Source organism: Clostridium sp. (assembly GCF_017888565.1).
Taxonomy (GTDB): domain Bacteria; phylum Bacillota; class Clostridia; order Clostridiales; family Clostridiaceae; genus Clostridium.
The window spans coordinates 38387-57476 of record NZ_JAGHFX010000013.1 but is presented as its reverse complement, the minus strand read 5'-3'; the positions used below and the strand labels follow the sequence as shown (position 1 = coordinate 57476).

The following is a 19090-nucleotide window of genomic DNA, read 5'->3' as shown; positions in this document are numbered from 1 at the left end:
CTATATTTTATTAAAGCGAATTTTATATTAAATTATGATTTTAAATCTTCATAGTTCAAAGACTTCTTATACATATTTATTAATTAAGGATTTAAAAAATACTAATAGACTATTCTATTTTTTAAATATATACAAATTTTATTATTTATAAACCTTACTTATGTTATTCCTTTTAAAACGTTTACTAGAAGTATATCGTTTAATATACTTTAAATGTAAACAGTAAGATATTTTTACTATGAAAGTAGGGGGAAGATTATGAAAAAAAATAAGTTAAAAAAACTTATAGCATTTACTATGGCATTAACTTTAAGTGCATCTGTATTTATTGGATGTAAAAGTAATGAACCTAACAATACAAATACTGATTCTATTATGGATTCAGTAATAAGTGTTGAGACAACCATGAAAAATGCAAAGGTTGAGGGAGAAAAAGCAGATTCTAAAGGAACTGAAATAAGTACAATGGTATCCTTCACTCCAGCTCCAGCAGGACATGGTAATCCTTCAGTGAATGGAGGACCTGACTGGTCAATGGAACCAATCATATATGATTATTTATGTGATTATAGTTCTCAACCAGAAAAAACATTTAAGCCATCATTACTAGAAAGTTATGATTTTAAGGATAAAGTATTGACTTTAAAATTAAAAGCAGATCTTAAATGGAGTGATGGATCAGCAATCACAGCAGATGATTTGATGAGTAATTTATTTATAGATATGACAGTAAATAAAATAGCTTACTATGCTGAGTCAGTAAAGAAAATTGATGATTTAACAGTAGAAGTTAAATACAATAGAGATGCAACTTTATTATTAGATTATATATTAAAAACATCATTAAAGTATCCAGAATCTAATTATGGAGAATTTGCAAAAGCATATCAAGAACAATTTGAAAAAAATAGAGAATTAGATGAAAATAAGAACTTTAAATTTAATGCTGAAGGTGATACTAAGGTTGCAGAAACAACTACAGCTTTAAATAATTATTTACCAGATTTAATGAGTATAAAAGTGTCAGGAGCATATGTTCCAAAGACCATGACATCAGCTGAAATAATTTTTGAGCAAAATCCACATTATAGAGTTCCTTTGAACATAGAAAAAATTAGAGGGATAAGACCTACTAGTACAGAATCAACTGCACTTGCAATTTCAAATGGAGATTATGATGCAGAAGGAATGGGATTATCACCAGATATGGCACAAAAAGTTGCTGAAAATAATAAAGAAACAATAAGACAAATGGTAGTTCCAGAATTTAGTTCATTAGGATTCTGTATGAATACACAAAAGTATCCAACTAATGATGTTAATGTAAGAAAGGCAATTGCTTATATAATTGATAAAGCTCAAATTGCACCAGTATCAGAGCCTGGAATGGTAAAAGGTGATGAATATGCAGTAGCATTACCACCATCAGTAAGGGATAAATATTTAAGTAAAGATTTCTTAAATTCATTAGAAAATTACGATGTTAATTTAGAAAAAGCAGAAGAATATTTAGAAAAAGCTGGTTGGAGTAAAAAGGGAAATCAATGGGTTGATGCTAATGGAGAAAGTCCAGAAATTATAGTTGCAGGGGTTGGAGAATATCCAGCATATGTTGTAATTGGTGAAGCAGCAGCAAATATGATGAAAGATTTTGGATTAAATGCTGTATTTACTCCAAAAGAAGCAGCTGCATACAATGATTATGCTACTTCTGGACAAGGACATATGATTATAGATGGATTTGGAAGTGCAACTAATACTCAACATCCATATGAGGCATATGATGGAATATGGTGGTATGGTAAAAGAGGGATGAATCTTAAGTTCCCAGAAAAAGGCGGATTAGTATTTAAGAATGATGAAACTGGAGGGGACTTTAAATATTCAGAAAAGCAATTAGAATTATTTAATGCATCTACGCCAGAAGATATAACAAAGGTAACAGAAGAGTTTGCTCAATTCTTTAATGATAATGCATGGTATATTCCTGTAACAGAAAAATATTATGTATTTAGACTTCATAATCCAAAGCTTTCAATGCCTGAAGCAAAAACAGGAGAGCAATTAAGTGATTTCTATTGGTCTGGTACAACAAGTGCTATATTAGGAAAATCACTTAGATCAGGTGAATTATACTATGTTAAATAAGTAAATTAAAAGTATGTGTAGGGTTGTTAATTAAAACAGCCCTACCTTTAAAATTAAAGGGGGATTTTAGAATGAAGAAGTTAGTAACTAGCTTAATAACAATGTTAGTTTCACTACTATTAATATTTTTTGTTATACAGGCTATGCCTGGAGATCCAGTAGATACGCTTGCTCAAGAATACATAAGAACAAGCCAATTGCCATATGATCAAGCATATAATAAAGCAAAATTAGCACTAAATTATGATCCAGATATCCCTGTAGTTGAAAGATTTGTTTCATATGTAAAAGGAATATTATCAGGAAATCTAGGTCAATCAATGTCATTTAAAGAATCAGTAACAACAATAGTTTTAGGAGCATTACCATGGACGCTTCTTGTATGTTCAATATCCCTATTTTTATCTTTTACTGTAGGAGTAATACTTGGAATTTATGTAGCTTGGAAGAGAAGTAAGATTTTAGATGGAGTTTTAACAGGATACCAAGCAATATTAGGTTCTATTCCAGATTATATAGTAGCATATTTACTTGTTTTATTATTTTCGTTAACACTTGGACTTTTACCATCAAAAGGGGCATATAGTTCATCAGTAACTCCAGGGTTTAATGTAGGATTTATATCAAATGTTTTAAAACATGCTGCACTTCCTATACTAGCATACTTTTTAACAACACTAGCAGGATGGGTAATGGGAATGAAGGCTAATTGTATGTCTGTATTAGGAGAAGATTATATTAACTATGCAAAAGCTAGAGGAATATCAGATAAACGAATAGTATTTAGTTATTTGGGAAGAAATGCAATGTTACCAATGGTTACAAGTGTTGCAATATCATTTGGTATGATGTTTGGAGGATCACCATTAATTGAAAATCTTTTTGTATATCCAGGAGTTGGATATTATTTAACTACAGCTATTTCTAGAAGGGATTACCCACTAATGCAAGGTATGTTCTTAATGATAATAGTTATGGTTTTATTATCAGGGGTATTTGCAGAATTTTTAAATACTAAGTTAAATCCAAGGTTAAGGGAGAAATAAAAATATGAGTAATACGGTAGCAGTAAAACAAAAAAATAAAACTATAAATAAAGAAGGCTCATTTTTAAATTCTCTAAAAGAGTTTTTGGAGGTTATTTGGAATAATAAAATGGCTAGAACAGGATTTATTATTTTAGTAATATTTTTGTTAATGGCTATTTTTGGGCCAATGTTAGTCTCAGAGCCAAAATCAGATTATTTAGCAAGATTAAAAGCACCATCTGCAAATCATTGGCTTGGCACAGATTATGCTGGAAGAGATATCTTATCTCTATTTATCTTTGGTTCAAGATCAGTTTTATTAGTTGCATTTTATGCAGCAGTATTTTCAATTATATTTGCTTGTGGGATAGGTATAACAGCAGGATTATTAGGTGGGAAAATAGATAATATATTAATGTTAATTACAGATATAGTATTAACTATGCCGACTTTGCCAGTAACAATGGTATTATCAATGGTTATAAATGTAAGTAATAATATATTATTTGGATTAGTACTTAGTCTTTGGTCTTGGGCAGGACTTGCAAAAGCAATAAGATCTCAAGTACTTGTAATTAGAAATAAAGACTTTATAGAGGCTAGTAAGGTAATGGGAATAAGTACTTTTAATATAATAATTAAGGATGTAGTTCCTAATATAATTTCATTTATAGCAATTAACTTCATTTCAATAATGAAAGGAGCTATAATGACTTCAGTTTCGTTAATGGTTTTAGGATTAGTTCCATTCCAAGGAAGTCATTGGGGAATGATGATACAAATGGCAATGTCTCAGTCGGCTGTACTTTATGGTGGAATTGGACCTATAGTTTACTTCTTAACTCCAATTATGGGAATTGTATTATTCCAATTAGGATGTTATTTCTTTGCAAATGGATTAGATGAAGCAATGAATCCAAGATTACGTAAACAATAGGGGGAGAAGTTATGAAACCATTAATAGAAGTAAAAAATTTAACAATAGAATTCTTTTTGAAAAATGGAAATTTAAAAGCTTGTGATAATATAACATTTACAATTTATAAAAATGAAGTTGTTGGTATTATAGGAGAAAGTGGAAGTGGAAAATCAACACTTGCATCAGGAATATTAAATCTTGTACAAGCTCCAGGTAAGATAACATCTGGAGAGGTTTATTATTATGATGATAATGATAAGAAAATAAATTTATTAGACTTAAGTGTTAATGAATTTAATGAATATAGATGGAAGGAAATAGCTACTGTGTTTCAAGCAGCACAAAATGCTTTAAATCCAGTTTTGAAGGTTAAAGAGCATTTTATTGAAACAGTTTTAGCTCATGATTCTAATGCAAAAGAAGAGAAAATTATAAAGAAGGCAGAAGAAGTATTAAAACATGTAAGGCTAGATGTAAATGTATTAGAATATTATCCTCATCAATTGAGTGGTGGTATGAAGCAAAGAGTTTTAATAGCATTAAGCCTTATATTAGAACCTAAAGTTATATTATTGGATGAGCCAACAACTGCTTTAGATGTAATAACTCAATGGTATATTTTAGATATTTTGCAGGATATTCATAAGCGCTTGGGAGTGACATTAATATTCTTAACTCATGATATATCAGTAATATCAGGTGTAATAGATAGAATAGCAGTAATGTATGCTGGAGAATTAGTTGAATATGGAGAAGTTGACGATGTGTTTGAAGATCCATCACATCCATATACAAAAGGATTATTAAATGCAATACCAACTTTAAGTGATGATGTAACTAAAAGAAAAGCTATACCAGGAAATCCGCCCAATCTTACTCAAGATTTTAGAGAGTGTAAGTTTTCACCAAGATGTAGTGTTTTCTTAGAAGGCAAATGTGAAGCTAATAGAGAAAAAACTAAGAAAATGTATTTTGTTAATGAAACAAAATATACAAGATGTTATACATTTGTAGAAAACTTAGATAGTGAGAAGAAGGGGGCGATGGAAGATGAGTTTATTAAAGATAGATAAGCTTAGTATTGAATTCGATAATAAGACAAATAAAAATCAAAAGGTAACAGTATTATCTGATATAAATTTGGAAGTAAATGAAGGCGAGATAGTTGCAGTAGTTGGTGAAAGTGGTTGTGGGAAAACAACTTTAGGAAAACTTATTGTAGGAATTCATAAACCAAGTAAGGGTGATATATATTATAAAGGTAAAAATATAGGAAAGCTAAAAAGAGCGGAGTTCAAAGATTATAGACTTGGAGTTCAAATGGTTCATCAAGATTCATTTGCAGCTTTAAATCCTAATAGAACTATATTTCAATCATTATCTCTTCCATTATTACAACACAAAATTGCAAAAAATAAAGAAGAAGCAGAAGAAATTTTAAAAGAATATTTTGCAGAAGTTGGATTAGTTCCACAAGAGCAATTCTTATATAAATATCCCCATCAGTTAAGTGGTGGGCAAAGACAAAGAATATTACTTGCTAGGGCATTATCTGTTAAGCCAAAGCTTATAGTTGCAGATGAACCAGTTTCAATGGTTGATGTATCATTAAGAATTGCACTTATAGATCTGATGACTAAGATGAATAAGAAATACAATATATCTTTTGTATATATTACACATGATTTAGCTACAGCGAGATATGTAGCTAAAAACGGTAGATTAGTTGTAATGTATTTAGGAAAAATAATAGAACTTAATAATATATATGATGCAATAGATAATCCTAAACATCCATATTTTCATGCTTTGCTTGCAGCAGTACCTGAGAAGGCAGGAAAAAGGGAAAATGGTTCATCTAAACAATTACCTTTAAGAACGTTAGATATGCCAAGTATAACTAATCCTCCAACTGGATGTAGGTTCCATACAAGATGTCCTTATTATACAGAAATATGTGAGAAGGAAGAACCACAATTACTTGAATATAAAGGAGGATATGTAGCATGTCATCATGTGAAAGAAGTAGAAAGAAAAAGGTTAGAAAGCAAAGTAATATAGAACTTACTTCCATAATTACTTTTATTAAGCTTATACAAGCTATATTTTGTGGAATGCTTGGAATATCTATAATAGGTTTAATTTTTACTTTAAATAATCCATCAGCTAAGGTATTATATACGATGGTTATAGTAATAAGTTTAGTTGTTATTATATTAGGAAGATTCCCCATTAAATATTTAACCCAAAAAAGTACTAATAATTAAATAAGGAAAGAGGGTGTTGAAAATAGGTATTAATTTAAATGGTATTAAAGATGAAAATAAGATGAAAACACCTAACTTTAATTTATCCAATAAAAATGCATCTATGGAAGCAATAAGACTTATGGATTATTTCTATGAGATTCATGGAAAAGGAATATTAAGTGGGCAACATTGTAATAAATCTACTATGCCAGATATTGAACATATAAGAAGAGTGACAGGAAAGATACCTGCGATATTAGGCTTTGATTTATTGAGTTATTCAAAGGGCATAGAAACTAAAGATAGCGATTTTGAATGTATTGATGAGCTGGCTAATAATAAGGGAACAGTAGAAGCAGCACTATACTATGCTAAAAATAGTAATGCAATAATTACATTTTGTTGGCATTGGTTTTCGCCAATGTATGGGAGAGGGAAGAGTTTTTATACAGAAAATACAGATTTTGATTGTGAGTTAGCTTTAATAGAAGGAACAGAAGAAAATAAAGCGCTAATAGAAGATTTAGATATTATTGCACAGGAGCTTAAAAAGTTTAAGAATGAAAATATACCTGTGCTTTGGAGACCACTACATGAAGCTGATGGTGGCTGGTTTTGGTGGGGGGCTAAAGGAAGTAAAATCTATAAAAAGTTATATAGATTAATGTATCATAGATATGTAAATTATCATGAGCTTAACAATTTGATTTGGGTATATAATGCGCCTAGACAAGATTGGTATCCAGGTGATGATGTTGTAGATATAAATTCTATAGATTGTTATGTTGATATTGGGAATCATGAACCATTATCGGAAAAATACATTGAAGCTAATAAAGTTACTAACGGAGAAAAGCTACTTGCATTAGGAGAAAATGGGCCAATACCAGATCCAGATAAAATTATTGAATCTGATACTCCATGGTTATGGTTTATGACTTGGAATAATTTAATTAAAGACATTCAATGGAATTCAGATGAAGAATTAATGAAGTTTTATAATAATCCATATGTTATTAACTTAGAAAATTTACCTAAACTTAGATAATTAAATAACTGTAAGTGGGAAAATTATGAGAAGTGAAACTAATGCATTAGAACTTGCACTGCATTTATATAAGCTTGGAGAACTAATAAAGGATATGGATGATAAGATAAATGATGAAAAAGATGAGGAACTTAAAAGAATATATATAAATGAAAGAGAAGATATGTATAGCAATCAGATAGAGATAATTCATAAGCTTAGATCTTTAGATATATAGTTGATAAATTCTTAATATAAAAATTAATCATAATGAATTAAATTCCACAGTATTAAAATAATATTATATACTGTGGAAATTTTATTTATCTAATTATATAAGGTAGTGTTAGTACGGTCGAGGTGCCTTTGCCATATACGCTAAATATTTCAAGACCAAAGGCTTCCCCATAGTTAAGTTTTAATCTGCGATTTATATTTCTCAATGCTATACTATTGAATTTATTATTTTTATCATTAATATAATCATTTAAATCTTTTAACTTGTCATCATCAATACCTACACCATTATCAGAAATTGTTATAAGTAAATTATTATCTATATGATGTCCTTGAATTATTATTTTTCCATTACTATCACATTCGCTTAGTCCATGGTAGATAGCATTTTCAATTAGTGGTTGAATTATCATCTTTATTATTTCACAATTGAGCAATTCTTCTGGGATAATATTTTCTATTGTAAAAAGCTGATCAAATCTTATTTTTTGTAAGTAAATATAATTATCTATTATTTCCATTTCTTGTTTTAGCTTTACTGTATTAATCTTTCTATTCATACTATACCTTATAATTGAACCAAAGTATTCTGCCATTGTTGATGTTTCTAAATCATCATTAATTTCAGCCATCATATGAATTGATTCTAAAGTATTATATATAAAATGGGGATTAATTTGATTTTGAAGTTGGCGAAGCTCTAATTCCTTTTGTTCAATCTGATTTTTATAATTAATATTTATTAAAGTATTAATACGACCTTTCATGTCATTATATGAATTAACTAGTTGTCCAATCTCATCATCTTTATCATATTGAAAATCTTTCTTTAGATTTTTTTCTATAGAATTAGAAGACATATTATTAATAAGATATTGTATTGGATTAAAGATTCTTTTAGTAAAGAATATATACAATATAATTGATGAAATTAAAAAAAATAGAATATTAGTAATGAAAAAAATAATATATAACGTATCTAATTTAAAGGCATCCTTCTTTGGTATTTTATTAATTATTATCCAATTTGGAGTATTAATGGGATTAGAGCAAATGACATAAGATGCATCTTCATATACATAATTTATTGAAGGATCAGAATTATTAAAATTCACTTTGTCAAAATAATTAATTTTTGTTTCTTCTTCGTTTGTAGATAAAATTAAATCTCCTGTAGAGTTATAAATTGATATAACTTCATTATTAAATGGTAAATCATATTTTAAAATATTATTAAATTCTTCTGCAGATAAAGTAACTAAAAGCATTCCTGTAATTTGATTTGTATTAATATCTATTACTTTTCTTGTAAGCAGTATAAGATTTTCACCATCTGCGGAGTCTATATCAAAAATATTACTTGAATTAATATTGGTAAAAATTGATGTAGCAGAAGAAGAAATTAAACTTTCTTGAAACCAATTTTCATTAAGTGGATTTATAAGTTTATAATGTGAGCTGTTCCTGCTTGCAAAGGCTCCTCTACCTTTTAAATCATAAATATAAGCTCCACTTATAGAACTATTTTGAATTAGCATCATTTCACAAATATATTTTAAATAGTTATAATTTGTTATTTTAAAAGTTTCATTATCTCTTAATATTTCATGCAATGTATTTATTTCAGGTATTAATAAAGGATATTTAGAGACATCTGAGATATTATTAATTTTTTCTTCTATTTGATTACTAAAGCTAATATTAAAGTTCTTTATTAAATTTTCTGTTTTATTAGATTCATATTTTGAATAAGAATATAAATTAAATGTAGTAAAAATCAAGAAAATTAAATAAAGACATGTAAAAATAATTAAAGTTAATTTTTTTATTGATAAATTTTTATAAGAAAGCATAAGCATCTAATCCCCTAAAAAGTATATATTTTATTTTATTAAAGTATAATTCTTCTAAAATGTAAACATTTAATATATAATAAATATATAATGAACTTAAAAAATATTCAACAGTAGGTGTAAAGTATGAAGATATTAATAGTAGATGATGATAAGATTATAAGATTAGGATTGAAAAAAATTATTAATAGGCTTTTTCCTCAATATGAAGTTATAGCAGAATTTCAAAATGGATTAGTGGCATTTGAGTATTTAAAAAATAATAAAATAGATTTAGTTATAACAGATATAAAAATGCCTATAATGACTGGTAGTGAACTAATAGAGAAATCAGTAAAGGAAATGGAAGATTCACCTATATTTATTGTGTTAAGCGGATATGATGAATTTACTTATGTAAGAGATACTATGAAATTTGGAGCATTTAATTATTTGCTAAAGCCTATTAAGCAAGATGAACTAAAAAAGGTAATTTGTGAAGCTAAAATTAAAATTAAGGAAAATAAAAAGCAAGATAATATTCTTAACAAGTCAATTGAGATATTAAAGAAAGATTTTTTTAGACATATATTATTTTCTAATGCTGAATCAAATTATAAAACCGATAAATCATTTTTAGAAGATATACAGCTTAATGAAAATTATATATACAAACTTATTGTAATTGAAAAGGGAAAAGATGAAAAAGAATTAATAAAAGATTATATAAAAAATATTATTAATAGATATGTTAATGTAGAATATATATTGTTTAATTTTGAAGGAAATTCATATGTTGTACTGTATTCAGATATAAGTAATGGAGTTTGTGATAAAGAATTAAATAAATACATAGAGGATAAGACAAGCTTGTTTTTAGAGAATAATATCAATGTCTACATAATGGAGTGTACGAATGAATTGTATAAATTAAAAGAACAATCGGTGAAATTTAGAAAAATAAAAAATACAATATATGATGAAGGTAAAGCCAAAAAATATTTTTTAAAAGTATCAGATGAAAAGAAAGTTTTAGAAGAAGAAAGTAATATTAATACAAATTTAACTGTTATAAAACTTGCTAAGCAATATATAATAAATAATTTTAATAAGAATATATCTCTTAAAGAAGTAGCTGATGAGGTGTTCCTAAGTCAAAATTATTTATCTGAATTATTTAAAAAAGAAGTTGGAGAAGGATTTTATGATTTTTTGACAGAGTATAGAATAAAAGTAGCAAAAGAACTATTAATTACAACAAATTTAAAGGTTTATGAAATCGCAACAAAAGTAGGATATAATGATGCAATAACTTTTGGAAGAGCTTTTAAGAAAGTAACAGGATATACCCCAAATAGTTTTAGAAATAATTAGAATCCATTATTTTATGAAAGAGGTTAGGTCAATGAAAAGTAAAAAAATAAAGATTTCTATTATGGTATTCATGGCTATTATAGTTACATTTATTTGCGTTAAAATTATTATGGGAAATAAAATTGAAGAAAGTATTACAAATAATAGAGGTGAAGAGTTAGAGGGAGAAATAACATTTGTTAGTAATAGAACTGATAAAAAAGAAGAACTAAAAATTTTAATATCAGAATTTGAGGGAATGCATCCAAAGGTTAGAGTAAATTTAGAATTAATAGGGGATGCAGAAGAAATTCTTCAAAGAAGAGCTATGGTTCAAGAACTTCCAGATGTGACTTTAGTACCTAGTGCTATAAAGGTAAGTGAATATGATAAATATTTTTTACCTTTAGATGATTTGGGCTTTACAGAAGATAATATATATAATTATAATACTGGAATTAGTAATGAGGGGAAGCTTTACAACTTAAATACTTCAATTTCATGGAATGGAATTATATATAATAAAAATGTATTTAAAGAAGCAGGTATAAATGAAATTCCAAAGACTCAGGATGAGTTTTTAAATTTATGTAGTGTTATAAAAGATAAAGGAATAACTCCAATAGCATTTAATTATAAACAAGCTTGGACTATGGGGACATGGCTTGATATAGCAGCATATTTGTATGATGATAAATTAGAGCAAAATATAATAGTTAATAATCAGGATATTTTAAGTGATAATAGTGGGATTTTTAAAGCTTTAAATTTTGCAAGGAATATATATATAAATAATTATTGTGAAGATAATTTGTTAAATTATGAGTGGGAACAAAGTAAATTAGATATTATTAATGGGAAAGTAGCTATGATATTTTGGGATTCAAACTTTAAATATCAATTAGAAGATATGGGAATGAATATAAACGATATAGGAATGTTTCCGTTACCAGAAAGTAAATATTTAAAGATTTATGGAGATTATAAAATCGGAGTTTCTAAGAATACAAAATTTCCAGAAGTATCAAAAGCATTTTTAAAATTCTTATTTGAAGAAGATCGTTATGCAAATGCAGTAAATATACTATCTCCTTTGAAAGAAAATTCAAAGAATAAAGATTTAATAAAGGAATTAGAATCATATAGTATTCCAATAGATATACATGGAGAAACTATAAAAAATCAAACAGAAGAAGATGTGAAGATTCATGAGAAGTATGATACTTTAAGAAGATTATCAGAATTAGATTATTCTTTTGTACAAGATTATATTATAAGTGATGATGTAGAAAGCTTAAGAAATAAAATGAATAATAGATGGAATGAATTAAAAGAAATAAATAACAATAATGACTAAGTCCATTATATGTATATTATTAGGTCAATTAAAGCTATTGAAGGTTATGTTAGAATAATTGACCTAATTATTCGAGAGTTTATTCTCCTTCTTCATAATTTGCTATTTCTGTAAAAGCATCAAGTCTTAATGCATTTGCAAAAGTACTTAATAGATATGCATTAGCTAGCTTTATATAAGGAGATACGTTAATAATTTCTTCCATATGAGTGTTTCTTAAATTTCTAGAATAAACTCTTTTTGTAGCTACGACCCATAAGAAAATATAGCCTAATAATACAAGTTGTTGTCCATTTAGTGTAATTTCAGCAGAAGCTACATCTGTATTATTATTGGTTAATAAATCATGTATATCAACATTTGCAGCATAAGCAAAAAAAGCATATCCTACTGAAATGAATGTTGCACCTGTTCGTTCGAGCTCGGCAAGGTTTATATCCAAATTTCTTATAAATTCTTCAATATCATCAAATAAATTATTATTCATGCATTTTAGATACCTCAATAACAAAGTTCATATTAGAATATGCTAAAATACGCATATAAGTACTTATTTATAATAAACTTATAACTTTATAAATTATTAATGTAAAGGCTACTTATAAATTATATATAGCCTTTTTATTATTAAGAAATAAATTAGAGTGGTTTATAGAAAATTATACTTTTACAAAAATAGATAATATATAGTATTAAAAAAAGAGTAAAAGTAGATGGTATTTTTGAGATTGGTAAATATAAATTAAATAAAAAAATTAATCTGTATAAAAATACAAATAAAAATGTATTTATAGTGTGAAAAAAATGTTGAAAAATAGATGGTGAATATGGTATATTTTATGAAGAAAAATGCTAAAAGGAGGAAGAAAATATGAAACGAAAAATATCAACTACATTAGCTGTAGCCGTGATTACAAGTCAAATCCAGAATGTTGCATTTGCAGAAACTATAGCTAACAGATCGGATGATGTAAATGGAAGTATATCACAAACAGTAGATAATATTGATAAAGATACAGTTTTTGAAGAAATAACAGAAGATGAGATTCAAGAAGAGGGAAAAGAGATTGAAGAGACTGATACTAGTAAAGAGTCGGAAATAGTTGAAGAAGTTGAAGCTAACGAAGAAACAGAAGTAGTTGGAGAAGCTGATATTAATGAAGAAACAGAATCAGTTGAAGAAGTAAAAGAAGATGAAAAAAGTGAAAAGCTTGAAGAAAAAATAGAGAAAACTTATTCTGACATATATGAGGTAAAAGGAAAATTAGAATTAGATATAAATTTTTCTACTCCTATAAAAGTTGCAAGTTCAGATAATACTAATATATCTGTAACCTTGAAACAAGAAAATGTTGTTATTGGAACTATTGAATTAGGATCAGATAATACAGGCGGAAAAATAGGGGAAACTGGTATATCTTATAACTTAGAAACTTTAGATTCTAAGAGGAGTCAGTTAAAAGATAATGCAAAAGAGGTAGATTTCTATCATTTAACTTTTGAAAGTCTTCCATTAGGAACATATTCTCTTCAAATAGTAGGTGCAGGATATGAAACTGTAAATACGGGAGATATAGAAATACAAAATACATCTAAAAGAGTTTTATTAGGAACTAGTGAGAAAACAATAGTTTTAGATGATAAAGGTACAGATGATAAATCAGATGATATTACAGAATATTATCCAGGAGTATTATTAGCAGGAGATGTTAATTCAGATTCAGTAGTAGATAAAGTTGATTATGAGGCTTTAAAAAATGAAATAAAGAATAAATCTTATAATTCTAAGTTTGACTTAAACAGAGATGGAAAAGTAGATATAACAGATTTAACTTATGTTCATCAAAATATGGGTAAAATTAAGAGTAATGTAGATATAGTAGATACGGATATTATTTTAAACCCAGAAAATATAGATGTAAAAGTTAATGAAAATGCAGAAATTGTAAGTGGAGATATAAAGGATATATTAAAGGATAATGGATTAGGAGTGCAATTATCACCTAAAGGCGATACTGAAATAAGCGAAAATAATCCAATAGAAGTACCTATAAACTTAACGGGTAAAACAAGAACAACAACTAATGTTGAAAAGATAACTATAGAAGCACCAAAAGCAACTGCACCAAGCAAAGGAAGTATAAAAATTCCAGGTGCTGGAGAATTTAAATTCGATGAATCAAATACAAGAACAATAGCAACAACAGCTAGAAATGGAGAATCTGTTGATGTAATAGAGATAGATTTAGGTAAACAAGTTGCAGTTAGTGAAATTACTATAAAAGTTACTGGTGGTAGAGGCAATAAGAAACTTGCAGAAATATCAAAAGTTAATTTCTTAAATAATGTTTATAAAGAAATTCCAAAGCCTAAGATGAATATTCCAGTTATAAATAACTTTACAAGTTCAACAGCCGTAGGTAATGAGGCTATGACTTTAGGATGGAATCATGAAGTAAATGTAACTGGATATGAACTTAAAGTTGAAAAATTAGGAAGCAATGGAAAGGTTGAGTCAACGAGTACATATAAAACTAGTGAAAACACTCTAAAGATTGAAAAAGTGGATGGTTATGCTACATATAGAGTAAGTATTCAATCATTAAGCGGAGATGAGTGGAAGAGTGGCTATAAAGATGAGCAAGATGATTATGATGCATCTGCAACTGGAGCAACTAATTTAGCTAATAATTCAAATGATAAGGATGGAATTCCAGATAATGCAGATACAAACTATAACCCACAAGCATGGGATTCTATATCAGGGAAATTAAGCCCGAATGCGGAAGGTGGTAACGGAAGCAACTTTGGAGCAGATTCGTTAATAGAGCTCCAAGTTATACCAGAAACTGCACCAGAAGGACCAGAAGGAATACAAATTGAAGGGGCATATAAATCTCTTAAGGTTAGCTGGAAGAGTCATAAAAAAGCTAAAGACTATGATTTATACTACAGAAAAATTGGAACTGCCGAATGGAAAAAAGCAAATGATCCAAGGGAGCCAAAGTATGTAGATAGTGATCTTACAAATGATATACCAGATGGAGTAACTGATTTAACTCCAGATCAAAAGACAGATCATGATGAATTAATAAGAGATACAAAATACACTATAACAGGATTAGAAGATCAGGCTACATATGAAATAAAAATGACAGCAACTAACCATCATGGTACTGGTGGCTTATCAGAAACTTACATAGGGTCTACAGCTAAATTAGTAGCACCAGAAATGCCAAATTATAATCTTATTAATAGGCCAGGAAATGGAGATCTTACTGATAATATAATAAGTGTTGATATTTCTAATGGACAAGCAAATCCAGAATATATTGTTGATAATGATTATAGTACAGCTTTTGTTGCACAAGACTGGTGTGGTGGAGCTAATTATGATAGAGTAGTGCCAATAGTTACTTTCGATAAGGAGTATACAATTGATACTATAAGACTTTCAAGTAAGATAGAAGATCCAGGTAAGTATCCTTTACCTAACAATGCTAGAGTAGAGACTTATGATGAAAATGGAAAAAGGATACAAGAAGTTCCTATATCAGATATAAGCATACAACATATAAAATCTGCAAATGGTGTATCATATGCACAATTAAAATTAAAGGAGCCTATAAAGGCTACAAGGATTTCAGTAAAAGTAGATGCTCCTTCATGGGCAAATTATGTTTCCAGTATATCAGAACTTAAATTCTATGAATATGATAGCTTAGAAGATGATGTAGATGCGTTATTTAAAGATAATTTAATGATAGAGCTTAATGAATGGGTTACTGAAGATATAATAAATAATCTTGAAAATCGTGCTAATACTAAAGATCCAATTGCTGATGAGTATCATCCAAATAGAGAAAATATATTAAAAAATATACAAAGAGCTAAAGATTTAATTGAAGATTCTAATATAAAAGATAAGATTTTAACTCTTGATCCAATGATAAGAAATCAAGGAAATACAATTGGACAAGGTAACAACTGGCAAGCATTAGGTGTTGCAGTAAAACCGGGTGATAAAGTTAATATTTATATTGGTTCAGATAGACAAGATACTAAATTTAACCTTGCAATAACTCAGCATTATGGAGAATCAGGAAGTTATATAAAGACTTATCATGAAAAATTAAAAGTTGGTAAGAATGAAATAACAATTCCAGAATCACCATTTAATATGGATTATGAAAAGGGTGGAAATTTATATATAAACTTTGATTCGAACTATAATGAAAAGCAAAATGTACAAGTACGTGTAAGTGGTGGAACAGATATACCTCATTTAAATCTTAATAATATGATGGATGATGAGTCTAAACAATCTGAAGTAAAAGATAAAATAAGAACTTATATTAATGAGTTAAAAACTTATGTAAGTGAAGTAGAGAGTAAATATCCAGATAGCGTAACTCCGGAGGATAGAGCAAATAATATTTATACATATGATGCAGAGACTTCTATTTTAAATAGTACTGAAATAGAAGGTGATAGAATTACACTTTCACTAGCTGCAGATCAAGTTCTTAAAGGTATAGAAGATGGTATAAAAGATGATGAAAATGCTCAAGTAGAAAGAGTTTATGATACATTACTTGCATGGGAACAATTAATGAAAGTATCATATACACAACAAGGTTTACTTGAGGAAGCAATAGATTTTAATGAAGATGGAAAGATAGATAATACACCACAAGATGAACTTGGAGGGAAAGGTGAACAAAAATTCTTTAATGATAATAGAGCACCTTTAAATCGTATAAATATTAAATACCAAAGAATGTTTACAGGTGCATTTATGTATGCGTCAGGACATCATGTGGGGATAGGATATGGATCAGTGCCGGGGATGATGACTGGTGTACCATTCAAGTTTGATGAAAATGGAAACTTAGTAAATAGCGAAGATGGACAATTATTTGGGTGGGGTATAAACCATGAAGTTGGACATGTTCATGATAGACAAGGTTTAACTTATGTAGAGACAACTAATAATATTTTAGCCTTAATAAGTCAAACATTTAATGATGTTAATAAATCTAGAATAGAAGGCAATTATGAAAAAGTATATGATAAAGTAACTTCTGGAAGTGAAGGTCTTGCAAGTGATGGATTTACTAGACTTGCAATGTTCTGGCAATTACATTTGGCTTATGATGATACTAATACTTATAAGATGTTAGATGTCAACACAGATAATAGTTTAGAAAATGATACTTTCTATGCTAAGTTATATAGAGCAACAAGAGAAAATGGAATAGCACAAAAAGAAGCAGGGCATGATCAAACAGCTCAAACATTTATAATGAGATCATCAGATGCAGTTAAAAAAGATTTAAGAGAATTCTTTGCAAAATGGGGATTAGTTGCTAGTCCTAAGACTAATGAATACCTAAATTCTAAGAATTATCCTAAAGAAGACAAGGCAATTTACTACTTAAATGATGAAGCAAGAAGACAAAGACTAAATAAAGTTCAAGATATGGCCGATGACACTAAAGTAATTGGAGTTTTTGAAGACAGCATAAAGGATAATAAGTATATAAATCAAAAAGAAGTTCCACTTAGATTGAGTGTAGATAAGGATGATAATAAAATACTTGGATATGAAATAATAAGAAAAGAAGCAACAGCAACAGGATTTAAAGAAGTTCCAGTTGGATTTGTTGAAAGAGATACTACAAATCTAGTAACTGAATATGTAGATGTTATAGATACAGCAAATAATAGAGTTTTTGAATATAAAGTGAAAGCATATGATTATAATTTAAATGCAACTAGCGAAACTAATATTGGAACTATAAAAGTAAATCATGATGGAAGTATAGCTAAGGCTAACTGGACATTTGATACAAATACAAGAAGTGTTGATGATGTTGTAGATGAAAACACAGGTCATGGACAAGTAGCAAATGGAGCAATTAACAACATAAAAGATAATAATAAAGATACTGTATATAAAGCATCAAAAGCTACAAACCAAAACGGACAAGTTTTAGGTGGAGATCCATATGTAACAGTTGATATGGGTGATACTAAACAAGTTGTAGGACTTAAATATACTCCAGGTGAAACAACTACAACTAAGAAGTTTTCTTTAAAGAATTTCTTTAAGAAAGATACTGAAGTTAAATATGACCCAATAAGTAAGTATGAAGTTTTAGTAAGTGAAGATGGAGTAAACTGGATAAAAGCTCATTCAGGAACATTTGATACTACTAAAGAAAATACAATTTACTTCAACGAAGCTGGAAATAGTACTAATACACAATTATGGACATATAACGCTAAATATGTGAAGTTAGTTGCTAAGGGAGCTCAAACTATTTCTATAGCAGAACTTGATATATTAGGACCTACAGGTGATAACATAGAAATTGGAGTAGATAATAATGATAAGATTTATAAAAATGGTATAGGTAAATTAAAATCAGATTATGAATATGCTCCAGGAAAATCAATTCCAGCAGGATCTATAATAGTAACTGGTGAATATAAAGGAGATCCAGCATTTAATGTGCCTTTAGTATTAAATGAAGATGGTGAGAACTTTGCAATAGAATCTCAAGCTATATTATTAGCTGAGTTACCAGAAGATGCAGAGCTTGGGGAAGTAGCAGAAGGTAACTGGGTATATTGGATAACTCCAGAGCAACAAGATAAGATTATAGATGGAGAAGAGAATATAAAAGGATCTTCTATAAAGGCTGAATTATATAGATACAACAAATTAGATGACAATAATGCTCCAGTTGGAGAAAGATTAGTAAGTGATACTTTCTTAGTAACTGTAGGGGATTTAGATAAATTACCAGAAATAGATTTAACTGGTGGAACAACTAAAAGAGCATTAAAACCTTATAATAAAGTTGTAGAAATAGATAGTAGCACTATGAAAAAAGTATTTGAGAATAGATAATAAATCTAAAAAGAGACTATC

At 28.3% G+C, this 19090-nt stretch carries 13 protein-coding genes; 11 read left to right on the top strand and 2 right to left on the bottom strand.

Annotated elements, in window-relative coordinates; genetic code table 11:
• The first annotated feature begins 258 nt into the window (after window positions 1–258).
• From J7M87_RS02270 to J7M87_RS02235, 8 genes are all read left to right on the top strand, one after another.
• Entirely contained in the window at window positions 259–2148 is a 1890-nt protein-coding gene (locus J7M87_RS02270; protein WP_291648268.1) for an ABC transporter substrate-binding protein, read from the top strand.
• A gap of 71 nt (window positions 2149–2219) precedes the next feature.
• On the top strand, window positions 2220–3194 hold the full coding sequence (locus J7M87_RS02265; RefSeq protein ID WP_291648266.1) for an ABC transporter permease: 975 nt from the start codon (window positions 2220–2222) through the stop codon (window positions 3192–3194).
• Between the two features lie 4 nt (window positions 3195–3198).
• Window positions 3199–4113 carry an ABC transporter permease gene (locus J7M87_RS02260; RefSeq protein WP_291648265.1) on the top strand — a complete coding sequence of 305 codons (915 nt, stop codon included), beginning with the start codon at window positions 3199–3201 and terminating at the stop codon, window positions 4111–4113.
• Window positions 4114–4124: 11 nt separating this feature from the next.
• A complete protein-coding gene (locus J7M87_RS02255) occupies window positions 4125–5168 on the top strand; it encodes an ABC transporter ATP-binding protein (protein WP_291648263.1) in 1044 nt (347 codons plus the stop codon).
• Entirely contained in the window at window positions 5146–6156 is a 1011-nt protein-coding gene (locus J7M87_RS02250; RefSeq protein WP_291648261.1) for an ABC transporter ATP-binding protein, read from the top strand. The genes J7M87_RS02255 and J7M87_RS02250 overlap by 23 nt, the downstream gene beginning before the upstream one ends.
• Entirely contained in the window at window positions 6102–6362 is a 261-nt protein-coding gene (locus J7M87_RS02245) for a hypothetical protein (RefSeq protein ID WP_291648259.1), read from the top strand. The genes J7M87_RS02250 and J7M87_RS02245 overlap by 55 nt, the downstream gene beginning before the upstream one ends.
• Window positions 6363–6378: 16 nt before the next feature.
• On the top strand, window positions 6379–7392 hold the full coding sequence (locus J7M87_RS02240; RefSeq protein ID WP_291648257.1) for a glycosyl hydrolase: 1014 nt from the start codon (window positions 6379–6381) through the stop codon (window positions 7390–7392).
• Window positions 7393–7417: 25 nt separating this feature from the next.
• Window positions 7418–7609 carry a hypothetical protein gene (locus J7M87_RS02235; RefSeq protein WP_291648255.1) on the top strand — a complete coding sequence of 64 codons (192 nt, stop codon included), beginning with the start codon at window positions 7418–7420 and terminating at the stop codon, window positions 7607–7609.
• Between the two features lie 85 nt (window positions 7610–7694).
• Here the strand turns inward: J7M87_RS02235 and J7M87_RS02230 are convergent, their stop codons facing one another.
• Window positions 7695–9461 (bottom strand): histidine kinase, encoded by a 1767-nt coding sequence (locus tag J7M87_RS02230; RefSeq protein WP_291648253.1) that lies wholly within the window; start codon window positions 9459–9461, stop codon window positions 7695–7697.
• 126 nt (window positions 9462–9587) lie between these two features.
• Between J7M87_RS02230 and J7M87_RS02225 the strand changes: the two genes are divergently transcribed.
• Together J7M87_RS02225 and J7M87_RS02220 are read left to right on the top strand one after the other, a co-directional pair.
• A complete protein-coding gene (locus J7M87_RS02225; RefSeq protein WP_291648251.1) occupies window positions 9588–10814 on the top strand; it encodes a response regulator in 1227 nt (408 codons plus the stop codon).
• 31 nt (window positions 10815–10845) lie between these two features.
• On the top strand, window positions 10846–12150 hold the full coding sequence (locus tag J7M87_RS02220) for an extracellular solute-binding protein (protein WP_291648250.1): 1305 nt from the start codon (window positions 10846–10848) through the stop codon (window positions 12148–12150).
• A gap of 79 nt (window positions 12151–12229) precedes the next feature.
• Here J7M87_RS02220 and J7M87_RS02215 read toward each other — a convergent pair whose 3' ends face one another.
• Window positions 12230–12637, bottom strand: a complete 408-nt coding sequence (locus J7M87_RS02215; protein ID WP_291648249.1) for a hypothetical protein — start codon at window positions 12635–12637, stop codon at window positions 12230–12232.
• A gap of 384 nt (window positions 12638–13021) precedes the next feature.
• Here J7M87_RS02215 and J7M87_RS02210 point away from each other — a divergent pair, with 384 nt between their 5' ends.
• A complete protein-coding gene (locus tag J7M87_RS02210; protein WP_291648247.1) occupies window positions 13022–19069 on the top strand; it encodes a M60 family metallopeptidase in 6048 nt (2015 codons plus the stop codon).
• Window positions 19070–19090: the final 21 nt, after the last annotated feature.